This window comes from Streptomyces sp. NPDC051133 (assembly GCF_040682635.1).
Lineage (GTDB): Bacteria > Actinomycetota > Actinomycetes > Streptomycetales > Streptomycetaceae > Streptomyces.
This window is the reverse complement of record NZ_JBFBBK010000008.1, coordinates 19,616-32,099: the sequence shown is the minus strand read 5'-3', so window position 1 is coordinate 32,099 and position 12,484 is coordinate 19,616. Positions and strand designations below refer to the sequence as shown.

Here is a 12,484-nt window from a genome sequence, read left to right as displayed (position 1 = left end):
CCTAAGCGTCCCAGAGCGCGCCGAGGGCCAGAAGATCCCCCCGGTACTCGATCCGCTCGGTCCAGTCGGCGGGCCAGGCGTCCGCGCCGAGCCGGGCACCGGCGAAGGCGCCGGTGAGGCAGGCGATGGAGTCGGAGTCGCCGGCGGAGCAGGCGGCCCGCCGCAGCGCGGTGACGGGTTCGTCGGGGAAGAGCAGGAAGCACAGCAGCCCGGTGGCGAGGGCCTCCTCGGCGATCCAGCCCTCCCCGGTGGCCAGGCACGGGTCGGTCTCCGGGGAGACGGTCCGTACGGCCTCCTGGAGGCGGTCGAGGATCGCCAGGCACTCGTCCCAGCCGCGGGCGACGAAGTGCTCGGGGGTGGGGTCCTGGGAGAGGGTCCACAGGTCGCCGAGCCAGGTGTGGTCGTAGCGGGTGCGGTGATCGAGCGCGTAGGAGCGCAGCCGGCCGACCAGGCCCGTCGGGTCGACGCCCTGAGCGAGCAGGTGGACGGCGTGGGCGGTGAGGTCGGAGGCGGCGAGCGCGGTGGGGTGGCCGTGGGTGAGCGCGGACTGCAACTGGGCGGCGCCGGAACGCTGTTCGTCGCTCAGGCCGGGGACGAGCCCGATCGGGGCGACGCGCATGTTGGCGCCACAGCCCTTGGAGCCGATCTGGCTGGCGTCCTGCCAGGCCCGGCCGCCCTCCTTGAGGAGGCCGCACGCGGTGAGGCAGGTGTTGCCCGGCGCCCGGTTGTTGTCCGGCGAGAGGAACCAGTCCACGAACTCCTCGCGCAGCGGCCGCTCCAGCCGCTTCGGGGCGAGGGGGCCGCGGTCCGTGGCCGTGCGCAGCGCGCGGCCGACGGCGAGGGTCATCTGGGTGTCGTCGGAGACGAAGGCGCGCCGCGGCAGCTCCATCTCCCGCCAGGGCCCGCACTTGGCGAGGATCTGGGGCACGTCGTTGAACTCGGTCGGGAAGCCGAGGGCGTCACCGAGGGCGAGGCCGAGGAGTGCTCCGGTTGCGGCTCGTTTGGACACGCGATTCACCATCCCCTTTATCGTCACACTGACAATAAAGGGGATGGTGGCCGGCCGCAAGGGACTTCTAGAGGTCGACTTCCTGCATCAGCATGCCGACCTCGGTGTTGGACAGGCGGCGCAGCCAGCCGGACTTCTGGTCACCCAGGGTGATCGGGCCGAAGGCGGTGCGCACCAGCTTGTCGACCGGGAAGCCGGCCTCGGCGAGCATGCGCCGCACGATGTGCTTGCGGCCCTCGTGCAGCGTCACCTCGACCAGGTAGTTCTTGCCGGTCTGCTCCACGACCCGGAAGTGGTCCGCGCGCGCGTAGCCGTCCTCCAGCTGGATGCCGTCCTTCAGGCGCTTGCCCAGGTCACGCGGGATCGGGCCGACGATGTGCGCGAGGTAGGTCTTCTTCACGCCGTACTTGGGGTGGGTGAGGCGGTGCGCCAGCTCGCCGTGGTTGGTGAGCAGGATGACGCCCTCGGTCTCGGTGTCCAGCCGGCCGACGTGGAAGAGCCGCGTCTCACGGTTGGTGACGTAGTCGCCGAGGCACTGGCGCCCCTCCGGGTCCTCCATGGTGGAGACGACACCGGCGGGCTTGTTCAGCGAGAAGAACTGGTACGACTGCGTGGCGACCGTCAGGCCGTCGACCTTGACCTCGTCCTTCTCCGGGTCGACCCGCTTGCCCTGCTCGAGGACGATCTCGCCGTTGACCTCGACCCTGGCCTGCTCGATCAGCTCCTCGCAGGCCCGCCGGGAGCCGTAGCCCGCGCGCGCGAGCACCTTCTGCAGCCGCTCGCCCTCCTGCTCGGCGCCCGGGAAGGTCTTGGGCGGCTTGACGTCCTTCTTGCCCGCGTACCGCTCCCGGTTGCGCTCCTCGGCCCGGGCGTCGTACTCACGGGAACTCGCCGGCGCCGTACGGCCGCGTCCGCCGCCCTGGCTCTGCCGGGGGCCGCCCTTCGCGCCGCCGCGCGCCGAGGCGCCACGGCCCGACTTCGGGCCGTCCTGGGTGGCGCCCGGGCCTACGTCGTACCGACGCTCCTCCGGGCGCGGCCTCTTCGGCCGGCCGGAGCCCTGCTTGTCATCGCGGGCGTTGCCGGCGCCGCGGTAGTTACCGCGGCCACCGCTGCTCCCGCCGCGGCCGCCGCTGTTGCCACCACGGCTCCCGCCGTGGTTTCCGCTGCTGTTCCTGCCGCTGCTGCTTCGCATCAAAGTTCCGTCTTGTCGTCTGCGTCCTCGGAATCCGGAGCATCCGGATCGAACGACGGGACCCCCTCCTGGGTCTCGGCCTCGATCGCCTCCGCCTCCGGGAGGAAGGGCGCGAGCTCCGGAAGCTCGTCCAGGCCACGCAGGCCCATCCGCTCCAGGAAGTAGTTCGTCGTCCTGTACAGGATCGCACCTGTTTCGGGTTCCGTGCCCGCCTCCTCGACCAGACCGCGCTGCAGGAGGGTGCGCATCACGCCGTCGCAGTTGACTCCGCGCACGGCGGAGACCCGGCTGCGGCTGACCGGCTGGCGGTAGGCGACCACGGCGAGGGTCTCCAGCGCGGCCTGGGTGATCCGGGCGGTCTGGCCGTCCAGCACCAGCCGTTCGACGGCGGGCGCGTACGCGCCACGGGTGTAGAAGCGCCAGCCGCCGGCGACGAACCGCAGCTCGAAGCCGCGGCCCTGCACGGTGTACTCGTCGGCCAGCTCGCGCAGCGCGTCCGCGATCCGGCGCTTCGGGCGCTCGAGGATCTTCGCCAGGTGCTCCTCGGTCGCGGGCTCGTCCACGACCATGAGGACCGCCTCCAGGGCGGGTTTGAGGTCCAGGTCGGCGACGGCCCCCGGACCCGCCGGGACCTCGGTGATCTCGCTCACGGCTTCTTGCCCTCCTCGGGCTTCTCGGGCGGCCGGTCGAACTCGTCGGTGACCACGGGCGCCGCGTCCCCGTCCCCGCCCGTCCAGCGCACCATCAGCTCGCCGAGCGCGGCCTCCTGCTCCAGGGCGACGGCCTTCTCGCGGTACAGCTCCAGCAGGGCGAGGAACCGGGCCACGACGGTGAGGGTGTCGTCGGTGTCCTCGACCAGCGCCCGGAAGCTCGCCTCGCCCAGCTCCTTCAGCCGGGCCACCACGATCCCGGCCTGTTCCTGCACGCTGACCAGCGGGGCGTGGATGTGCTCGACGTACACCTGCGGCTTGGGCCGGGGCTGCATCGCCTTGACCGCGAGCCTGGCGAAGCCCTCGGGGCCGATGCTGATGACGACCTCGGGCAGCAGCTCCGCGTGCTCGGGTTCGAGGCCGACGGTACGGGGGTAGCGCCGGGCCTCCTCGTCGATGCGCGCGTTGAAGATGTCGGCGATCTGTTTGTACGCGCGGTACTGCAGCAGCCGCGCGAACAGCAGGTCACGCGCCTCCAGCAGCGCCAGGTCGGCCTCGTCCTCGACCTCCGCGGCGGGCAGCAGCCGGGCCGCCTTCAGGTCCAGCAGCGTGGCGGCCACGACGAGGAACTCGGTGGTCTGGTCCAGGTCCCAGTCCGGCCCCATGGCCCGGATGTGCGCCATGAACTCGTCGGTGACCCTGGACAGGGCGACCTCGGTGACGTCCAGCCTGTGCTTGGAGATCAACTGCAGGAGCAGGTCGAAGGGACCCTCGAAGTTCGAGAGCCGCACCTTGAAGACACCGTCGAGGGCGGGCGGATCATCGGAGGACGGCGCGGTGGGCCGTGGCTCGGAGGCCGTGACCTCGGGGACTGTGACGGGAATCGCAATCTCAGCGACCGCGACGCCGCAAGCCGCGCCCTCGGGCACCGCGACCTCAGGAGCGACGACTTCGGGGACCGCGACCTCGGGAGCCGCGACCTCGGGGACCGTGATCTCGGGAGCCGCGACCTCGGGGACCGTGATCTCGGGAGCCGCAGACTCGGGAGCCGGCTCGTCGGGCTCCTGCTCCGGTACGGCGGCCGGCTCGGCCGGCAGAGTCCCCGGCCCTCGCCCCAGCGCACGCCGACGCCCGGCAGCGGGGCCGGGGGCGGGAGCGTCGGACGAGGTCATGGCCCCCGCAGGCTACCCCTACCGTCCCCGCAGCCGTCGTACGAGGATGCTCGCGTCCCCGCGGGACTCCAGGTCCGCCAGGACCACGGCCACCGCCTCGCGGACGATCCGCCCGCGGTCCACCGCGAGCCCGTGCTCGCCCCGGAGCACCAGCCGTGCGTGCTCGAGGTCCATCAGCTCCTCGGCCGAGACGTACACGGTGATCTTCTCGTCGTGCCGTTCGCGCCCGCTGGGCCGCCGGGCCGCCGCCCGCCCCCGCTTGCGCGGCTGAGCGGCGGCAGAAGAACCTTCCTGCGCCTGCTGCTGCCGCGCCGGGCGGGTGCGGGACTCGCCGGCCTCGGCCGGCTCGGCCTCCGCCGCCACGTGCTCCGCGCCCTCCCCGTCGCCGCCCTGCACGGGCACCGACTGGGGCGCGTCCTCGGCGGCGGCAGCGGCCACGTCGTCGCTCTCCCCCGCGGGAGCCGGCACCCGGGCCTCACCGCCCGCCCCGCGCCGCGGAGCCGACGGCTGAAGCGCCATTCCCCCTGTCGTACGGAAGAGTTCGTCGGCACCCGGCAGACTCACTCGGCGTGACACCGGGCGAGCACCTCCCTGGCGAGCTGGCGGTAGGCGGCGGCACCGACGGAGTTGGAGGCGTAGGTGGTGATCGGCTCACCGGCGACCGTGGTCTCCGGGAAGCGCACCGTGCGGCCGATGACCGTGTGGTAGACGTGGTCGTCGAACGCCTCGACCACACGGGCCAGCACCTCGCGGCTGTGGACCGTGCGCGAGTCGTACATCGTGGCGAGGATGCCGTCCAGCTCCAGCTCGGGGTTGAGCCGCTCCTGGACCTTCTCGATGGTCTCGGTCAGCAGGGCGACACCGCGCAGGGCGAAGAACTCGCACTCCAGCGGCACGATCACCTTGTGAGCCGCCGTCAGCGCGTTGACCGTGAGCAGGCCGAGCGAGGGCTGGCAGTCGATCACGATGTAGTCGTAGTCGGGCAGCAGCGGCTTGAGCGCCCGCTGGAGCGTCGACTCGCGGGCGACCTCGGAGACCAGCTGGACCTCCGCGGCCGACAGGTCGATGTTGGAGGGCAGCAGGTCCATGTTGGGGACCGCCGTCTTCAGCAGGACCTCGTCCGCCGACATGCCCCGCTCCATGAGCAGGTTGTAGACGGTGAGGTCGAGCTCCATCGGATTGACACCGAGACCCACCGACAGCGCGCCCTGCGGGTCGAAGTCCACGAGCAGCACGCGCCGGCCGTACTCCGCGAGCGCGGCACCCAGGTTGATGGTCGACGTCGTCTTGCCGACGCCGCCCTTCTGGTTGCACATCGCGATGATCTTCGCGGGGCCGTGGTCGGTCAGCGGGCCCGGGATCGGGAAGTACGGCAGCGGGCGTCCGGTCGGACCGATGCGCTCACGGCGCTGTCGGGCCGCGTCGGGCGCGAGCGTGGCCGCGTACTCCGGATCGGGCTCGTACTCGGCGTCGGGGTCGTAGAAATGCCCCTCGGGCAGTTCGTCGTAGGCGGCGAGCTGGTTGTGGGGCGCGCCACTTCCGTCGCCGGCCATGGCGTTCACGTGATGGCCATCCATGCTCTGGTGTGCTGTCCGGGCGATCTGCGGACCCGGACTCTGGTGGGCTGCGAAGGTGCGCACAGCGACGGAGCCGACAGCCTCGAATCCCGCGGGCCCCTGGTCCCGTGCCGGCATTCCTGGTTGACCACCCCCGGGAGAAAATGTCGACTCATTCACAAGTCGTCTTACCTCCTTGGTGACCAGGAAACTTCTAGACAAGGTCAGCGTCGCAGCATGCCGACGGTTGGCGACTCTATGGCGTGTCGGCGGTCCGCAGCAACACAATCCGCCGGACCCGGCAGGATGTGTCGGCAATGAAACATCTCGCTGTCAAGGGCGTACGGCCGTCGCACAGCAGGTTTCACCGGTGTGCGAATCGGTCGAAGGGTTACGTTCGAGGCGAGTTGACCGAGCGTCGCAAAGTGACCATACACACATCCGGCCGGACCTTGTCGGGCAAGGTCCGGCCGGATGCGTGTCGTTGACGAGCCGTGTTGACGAATCGCCTTTTATGACCTGGTGACTTAGCGACCTAGCAGGTCACAGGGTCAGCCGAGCAGGGTCTCCAGCTCCACGTGCTCCAGGCCGTGGGCCTCGGCGACCTCCCGGTAAACGACCTTGCCGTCGTGGGTGTTGAGACCCTTGGCGAGCGCCGCGTCACGGCGCAGCGCCTCGACCCAGCCGTTGTTGGCGACGGAGACGATGTACGGCAGGGTCGCGTTGGTGAGGGCGTTGGTGGAGGTGTTGGGCACCGCGCCGGGCATGTTGGCGACGCAGTAGAAGACCGAGTTGTGGACCTGGAAGGTCGGCTCGGCGTGCGTGGTGGGGTGGGAGTCCTCGAAGCAGCCGCCCTGGTCGATCGCGATGTCGACAAGAACACTTCCCGGCTTCATGCGGGCCACCAGCTCGTTGGTGACGAGCTTCGGGGCCTTGGCGCCCGGGATGAGGACCGCGCCGATGACGAGGTCGGCGTCGAGGACGGCCTTCTCCAGCTCGAAGGTGTTGGACATGATCGCCTTGACCTTCGTGCCGAAGATCTTGTCGGCCTCGCGCAGCTTGTTGATGTCGCGGTCGAGCAGGGTCACCTCGAAGCCCATGCCGACGGCGACCTGGGTGGCGTTCCAGCCGGAGACGCCGCCGCCGATGACGACGCACTTGGCCGGGGTGACACCCGGGACGCCACCGGGAAGCACGCCACGGCCGCCGGCCGCGCGCATCAGGTGGTAGGCGCCGACCTGCGGGGCCAGGCGGCCCGCGACCTCGGACATCGGGGCGAGCAGCGGCAGCGCGCGGTTCGGCAGCTCAACGGTCTCGTAGGCGATGGCCGTGGTGCCGGACTCGATGAGGGCGTCCGTGCACTCCTTGGAGGCGGCCAGGTGCAGGTAGGTGAAGAGGATCTGGTCCTTGCGGAGGCGGTGGTACTCCTCCGCGATGGGCTCCTTGACCTTCAGCAGCAGGTCGGCGGTGGCCCACACCTCGTCGGCGGTGTCGAGGATCCCGGCACCGGCGGAGACGTACTCCTCGTCCGTGATCGAGGAACCGAGGCCGGCGCCCCGCTCGACGACGACCTGGTGGCCGTTGCGCACCAGCTCGTGCACACCGGCGGGGGTGATGGCCACCCGGAACTCGTTGTTCTTGACCTCGCGGGGGATGCCGACCTTCACGTCGATCACGGTCCTTGGCTCAGAGGGTATGGGGGTGCACTACAGACGTACCCAGACATGCGGGGGCATACCGGGAGACACCGCATGGGAACGTGCGGCAGAGCCAGTTTAATGAAGGTGTTCCGGCTGTCTAGCCTTTCATTGCATCAATCTTCATCGGATGCACTACGGATTTCGCAGGCACTCACGGCCTCTTCCAGGCTTGCCTCGTCCTCCGGCGGCTCCTCTCCCAGCATGCGCTCGGCCGCCGCGCGATGCAGTCGGGCCGCGCCGGGGTCGCCGAGGTGCTCCAGGGTGTCGGCCAGCCTGAGCTGCAGCGCGGCCTGCAACCGCACGTCCTCGGCCCGCCGCGCCCACTCCACCGCCTCCAGGCAGGTGCGCAGCGACTCCTCGAACCGCCCCGCGTACTCCTGGACCCGGGCCAGCTCGCTCAACGCCCGCGCGTGGGCGGGGACATCGCCGCTCCTGCGGTGGCCTGCGACGGCGGCCCGCCAGTTGCGCAGGCCCTCGCCGTAGCGGCCCGCGTACGTGTGGGCGGTGGCGATCCGGCCGTACAGCCGGGCGGCCTGGTCGCGCTCGCCCCGGGCCAGCCGCTCGGCCAGGGCCCGGCCGAACCAGTCGGCGGCCCGGTCGTAGTCCCCCAGCTCTAGGTGCGCGCCGCCTACGGATTCCATTGCGCGGCCGGTGGCGTACGGGTCATTCGCCTGGCGTCCGGCATCCAGTGCCAGCCGGTACCGGGCCAGCGCGTCCCGGGTGCGGCCGGTCTGGGCGTCCAGATCGCCCAGGTTCAGCAGGGCGGCGGCCTTCTCCCGGGCCAGTCCGCGCCGCTCGGCGACATCGAGGACCAGGCCGTGCACGCCGTACAGGTCGGGCGCCGCGGCCTGCGTGCCGACGTGCGCCACGATCGCCCTGACCAGCTGGGACAGCAGCCGCCGGGCCAGGTTGTCCAGCTCGCCGTCGGCCACCGCGAGCCGCGCCGAGGCCAGCAGGGCGGGCCGCCGGATGCCCAGCCAGTCGGCCGCGGCCCGCGGGGTCGGGAAGCGCACCTCGCGGGGCATCGCGTTCAGCTTCTCCCGGGCCTGGGGGCTGTCCGTCTCGGTGATCGCCCGGCAGGCCTGCAGCAGCCGTACCGTCCGCTCCAGCATCCGGGCCCGGGCCAGCTGCAGCTCGGCGGGCCGCTCCTGGCTCTCGGCCCGGGCCCGCAGCAGCGGGTGCAGACAGCCGGGGACGTCGTACTGGGGCAGCGGGGAGTCCACCGGGCGCAGCAGGCCGAGGGCGACGAGGTCGTCCAGGGTGGCGCGGGCGGCGGGGACCGAGCAGCCCGCGAGGGACGAGGCGGTGTGCGGATCGATCAGGCCGGCCGGGGCGAGGGAGAGCAGCCGCAGTATCCGGGCGGCCTGGCCGGGCAGCTCGTCGTACACGAGCCGGAAGACCCGGGCGAGCGGGCTGGCGTCCGCGCCGTCCTCGAGATCGGCGTTCAGCCGTTTGGCGAGGTCGGAGACGGCGGCCTTGGGGCGGGCGGCGAGCCAGCCGCCGGCCAGGACGAGCGCGGCCGGCTGGCCGTGACAGGCCTCGACCAGGCTCTCGGCGGCGCGCGGGTCGACGGTGATGCGCACCGAGCCGGTGTAGCGGGTGAGCAGCTCCAGCGCGGACTTGGTGTCGAGGCCGCCGAGGGTGCAGGGGCGGACGTCCGCGATGCCGGTGAGCGGGCCCCCGGAGACGGCGACCAGCAGGCACTCGGGGGCGTCCGGGAGCAGCGCGTCGACCTGCTCGGCGCCGGTCGCGTCGTCCAGCAGCAGCAGCATCCGCCGGTCGGCGAGGGCCGTGCGCAGCGCCGCGGTCAGGTCGTCCTCGGCGGCGCCGGCCGGGGCGGGCAGCCCGAGGGCGGTCAGCAGCTCGCGGGCGGTGCGCTCGACCGGCACGGGGGTGCCGTCGGGCTCGCCGAGCCGGGCCCGCAGCACCCCGTCGGGGTAACGGCCGGCGACCTGGCGCACGAGTTCCTCGGCGAGGGCGGTGCGGCCGGAGCCGGGGCGGCCGGCGATGAGAAGGACACGCGCGCGCGGGGCCTTGCGGCCGGAGAGGGTGTCCAGGCCCGCCCGCTCGATGTCGGCGCGCAGCTCCTTCAACTCGCGCGTCCGGCCCAGGAAACGACCCTCCGCGGCCGGTTGCGCCGACGGCCGTACGTCGCCTGTGTCCACCGCCTGATCCGTCACGGGCCACACTCCCGTCCCACCGCACGCGCAAGCCCGCCGGATCTTCCGCAACGGGCGTTCCAGAGCCTAGTTCACGCTCTGCGACGTACCGTGAGGACCACGGCGGACGGGTCCCTCGATCGGATCAGGCGATCGTCACACGAATGCGCCGAGGGGCGGGGTCAGGCCGCGAAGGGGCGCGCGGGCCACGGCGCGTCGGCCGGGCGCAGCGCGTCCAGCCCGTCCCCGGCGCGCGCGGCCACCAGGGAGAGGACCCCGACGACCAGGCAGTTGTTGTGCACGTCACCGGCGAGGATCCGGTCCACCAGCTCCCCGACCGGCACGCGCGCGTGCTGCATGTCGGTCTCCTCGTGCTCCGCCGCGAAACGCTCCCCGTCCGCCTCGGACAGATCGCGGGCGAGGAAGATCCGTACGGCCTCGTCGCAGCCGCCGGGGGTGGTGTACACGTCGGTCAGCACCCGCCAGTCCTCGGCCTTGACGTGCGCCTCCTCGTACAGCTCGCGCTGGGCCGCGTGCAGCGGGTTCTCGCCCGGCACGTCCAGCAGGCCGGCCGGGATCTCCCACAGCTTGTGGCGCACCGGGTGCCGGTACTGGTTGATCAGCAGGACCCGGTCCTCCTCGTCCAGGGCGAGGACGGCGACCGAGCCCGGGTGGACCTGGTAGTCACGGCGGGCCACCGAACCGTCGGGCATGACCACGTCGTCCGTGCGGACGGAGGTCTTGTTCCCGGTGAACGGGGTCGCGGTCGCCCGGATCTCCCACTCCTCGGGGGTGTCCTTGATCGTCATGCCCTGTCCTTCCAACGCTTTCGAAAAAGACCGGCCACAGTGAAGCCGGGGTGCCCACCTCCTGAGAGGTACGCACCCCGGCCACCGTACAACTGGTGTGTTACTTCGAATTCTTCCGCTCGACCGAGGCCTTCACGAGGCCCGCGAAGAGCGGGTTCGCCCGGGTCGGGCGCGAGCGCAGCTCGGGGTGCGCCTGCGTGGCGACGAGGAACGGGTGGACGTCACGCGGGTACTCCACGTACTCCACGAGCTTGCCGTCCGGCGAGGTGCCCGAGAAGAGGATGCCGGTCTTCTTCTCCAGCTCCGCGCGGTAGGCGTTGTTCACCTCGTAGCGGTGGCGGTGCCGCTCCTCGACGTACTCCTTGCCGTCGTACACCTCGCGGACGATGGACCCCTCGGCGAGCTTCGCCGGGTACATGCCCAGGCGCATCGTTCCGCCCATGTCGCCCTCACCGGCGACGATGTCCATCTGCTCGGCCATGGTGGAGATGACCGGGTGGGCGGTGGCCGGGTCGAACTCGGTGGAGTTGGCGTCCGGGATGTCGGCCAGGTTCCGGGCGGCCTCGATCACGATGCACTGCAGGCCCAGGCAGAGGCCGAGCAGCGGGATCTTGTTCTCGCGGGCGTAGCGGATGGCGCCGACCTTGCCGAGCACACCGCGGTCGCCGAAACCGCCCGGGATGCAGATGCCGTCGACGTCACCCAGCTGGGCCTTGGCGCCGGCCGGGGTCTTGCAGTCGTCGGAGGTGACCCACTTGATCTTCACGCGGGCCTTGTTGGCGAAACCGCCCGCGCGCAGCGCCTCGGTCACCGACAGGTAGGCGTCGGGCAGGTCGATGTACTTGCCGACCAGCGCGAGGGTGATCTCGTGGTCGGGGTTGTGGACGCGGTCCAGCAGGTCGTCCCAGGTCGTCCAGTCCACGTCCCGGAAGGGCAGGTCGAGCTTGCGGACGACGTAGGCGTCGAGGCCCTCGGTGTGCACGACCTTCGGGATGTCGTAGATCGAGCGGGCGTCCGGGCAGGCCACCACGGCGGCCTCGTCGACGTCGCACATCAGCGAGATCTTGCGCTTGATGGCGGTGGGGACCTCGCGGTCGCAGCGCAGCACGATCGCGTCCGGCTGGATACCGATGTTGCGCAGCGCGGCGACGGAGTGCTGGGTCGGCTTGGTCTTCAGCTCGCCGGACGGGCCGATGTACGGCAGGAGCGAGATGTGCACGACGAAGACGTTGTCCCGGCCGACCTCGTGGCGGACCTGACGGACGGTCTCCAGGAACGGCAGCGACTCGATGTCGCCGACCGTGCCGCCGACCTCGGTGATGACGACGTCCACCTCGTCGGTGGCCATGCGCCGGATGCGGTGCTTGATCTCGTTGGTGATGTGCGGGATGACCTGGACGGTGTCGCCCAGGTACTCGCCGCGCCGCTCCTTGGCGATCACCGTGGAGTACACCTGGCCGGTGGTGACGTTGGCCGAGCCGTCCAGGTCGCGGTCGAGGAACCGCTCGTAGTGGCCGATGTCCAGGTCGGTCTCGGCGCCGTCGTTGGTGACGAACACCTCACCGTGCTGGAAGGGGTTCATCGTGCCCGGGTCGACGTTCAGGTACGGGTCGAGCTTCTGCATCACGACGCGCAGGCCACGGGCCTTGAGCAGCATGCCCAGGCTGGAGGCGGTGAGGCCCTTGCCGAGCGAGGAGGCGACACCCCCGGTGACGAAGATGTGCTTGGTCGTCGTAGCTGTGCTCGATCGGAAAGCGGGCGGCGGCATGGCCAAGAGGGGGCTCCCGTGGTCGCTGTCTGTGATGCGTTGCGGCTGCCGGTCCGGAAGACGCTGCTTCCGGGCGGGGGTGCCGTCGCTGCGGTTCGGGGGTTCGTCTCCCACCGGTCCACGGGCTACCAGCGTAACAGCGCCTGGAGGAGATGGCTTCCGGCCACGCTCCGCGCTCGCGTCGACACAGGCACGCACCGGTCACCCGATCGTCACCCGGTGGTCACCCGTTCGGCCCACACGGGTTGCCCGGAGCGGCACGCAGATCATCTACGTGCGTCGTATCCTGCTCGGACACTCGCTGCCGAGCCCGGCCGGAAAAGACGGCACACCCCCGCCAGCATCACCCGGAACAACGAGAGCGCGGCAGTTCGTTGAGCTAGGACTGTCGTGTTGCCTCAGGGCTCGGCGGACTGCTTTGCTTCACCGCTCAGCGATGCTTGAACAACGACCCCTTGACCGCACTAGC

The 12,484-nt window shown here is 71.2% G+C and carries 10 protein-coding genes; all 10 read right to left on the bottom strand.

All coding sequences use genetic code 11. The features are described from left to right. Position 1: 1 nt before the first annotated feature. The 10 genes from AB0N17_RS11070 to AB0N17_RS11025 all read right to left on the bottom strand — a co-directional run bounded on the left by AB0N17_RS11070 (position 2) and on the right by AB0N17_RS11025 (position 12,015). Positions 2–1,021 (bottom strand): ADP-ribosylglycohydrolase family protein, encoded by a 1,020-nt coding sequence (locus AB0N17_RS11070; protein WP_366010893.1) that lies wholly within the window; start codon positions 1,019–1,021, stop codon positions 2–4. A gap of 55 nt (positions 1,022–1,076) precedes the next feature. Then, the gene (locus tag AB0N17_RS11065; protein WP_366010892.1) at positions 1,077–2,201 is read right to left on the bottom strand and encodes a pseudouridine synthase; all 1,125 of its coding nucleotides are present in this window, start codon (positions 2,199–2,201) and stop codon (positions 1,077–1,079) included. Next, positions 2,201–2,851 carry an SMC-Scp complex subunit ScpB gene (scpB, locus tag AB0N17_RS11060; RefSeq protein ID WP_366010891.1) on the bottom strand — a complete coding sequence of 217 codons (651 nt, stop codon included), beginning with the start codon at positions 2,849–2,851 and terminating at the stop codon, positions 2,201–2,203. Before scpB ends, AB0N17_RS11065 begins: the two co-directional genes overlap by 1 nt. Beyond that, positions 2,848–4,023: a segregation/condensation protein A gene (locus AB0N17_RS11055; RefSeq protein WP_366010890.1), complete on the bottom strand. Its 1,176-nt coding sequence runs from the start codon at positions 4,021–4,023 to the stop codon at positions 2,848–2,850. The genes scpB and AB0N17_RS11055 overlap by 4 nt, the downstream gene beginning before the upstream one ends. An 18-nt stretch (positions 4,024–4,041) precedes the next feature. Next, a complete protein-coding gene (locus AB0N17_RS11050) occupies positions 4,042–4,599 on the bottom strand; it encodes a hypothetical protein (RefSeq protein WP_366010889.1) in 558 nt (185 codons plus the stop codon). After that, positions 4,584–5,717 carry a ParA family protein gene (locus tag AB0N17_RS11045; protein ID WP_366010888.1) on the bottom strand — a complete coding sequence of 378 codons (1,134 nt, stop codon included), beginning with the start codon at positions 5,715–5,717 and terminating at the stop codon, positions 4,584–4,586. The genes AB0N17_RS11050 and AB0N17_RS11045 overlap by 16 nt, the downstream gene beginning before the upstream one ends. A 413-nt stretch (positions 5,718–6,130) precedes the next feature. Beyond that, a complete protein-coding gene (ald, locus tag AB0N17_RS11040) occupies positions 6,131–7,246 on the bottom strand; it encodes an alanine dehydrogenase (RefSeq protein ID WP_366011076.1) in 1,116 nt (371 codons plus the stop codon). A 146-nt stretch (positions 7,247–7,392) separates the two neighbouring features. Continuing rightward, the gene (locus AB0N17_RS11035; protein WP_366010887.1) at positions 7,393–9,459 is read right to left on the bottom strand and encodes a tetratricopeptide repeat protein; all 2,067 of its coding nucleotides are present in this window, start codon (positions 9,457–9,459) and stop codon (positions 7,393–7,395) included. A 161-nt stretch (positions 9,460–9,620) separates the two neighbouring features. Then, positions 9,621–10,247: an NUDIX hydrolase gene (locus AB0N17_RS11030; protein ID WP_366010886.1), complete on the bottom strand. Its 627-nt coding sequence runs from the start codon at positions 10,245–10,247 to the stop codon at positions 9,621–9,623. Between the two features lie 100 nt (positions 10,248–10,347). Continuing rightward, positions 10,348–12,015, bottom strand: coding sequence for a CTP synthase (locus tag AB0N17_RS11025; RefSeq protein ID WP_366010885.1), 1,668 nt, complete (start codon positions 12,013–12,015; stop codon positions 10,348–10,350). Positions 12,016–12,484 lie beyond the last annotated feature (469 nt).

Bases quoted from the DNA above. Each gene is read 5' to 3' on its own strand.
- AB0N17_RS11055 (WP_366010890.1), bottom strand. From the start codon at position 4,023: ATGACCTCGTCCGACGCTCCCGCCCCCGGCCCCGCTGCCGGGCGTCGG.
- AB0N17_RS11065 (WP_366010892.1), bottom strand. From the start codon at position 2,201: ATGCGAAGCAGCAGCGGCAGGAACAGCAGCGGAAACCACGGCGGGAGC.
- AB0N17_RS11030 (WP_366010886.1), bottom strand. From the start codon at position 10,247: ATGACGATCAAGGACACCCCCGAGGAGTGGGAGATCCGGGCGACCGCG.
- AB0N17_RS11025 (WP_366010885.1), bottom strand. From the start codon at position 12,015: ATGCCGCCGCCCGCTTTCCGATCGAGCACAGCTACGACGACCAAGCAC.
- AB0N17_RS11070 (WP_366010893.1), bottom strand. From the start codon at position 1,021: ATGGTGAATCGCGTGTCCAAACGAGCCGCAACCGGAGCACTCCTCGGC.
- AB0N17_RS11045 (WP_366010888.1), bottom strand. From the start codon at position 5,717: ATGCCGGCACGGGACCAGGGGCCCGCGGGATTCGAGGCTGTCGGCTCC.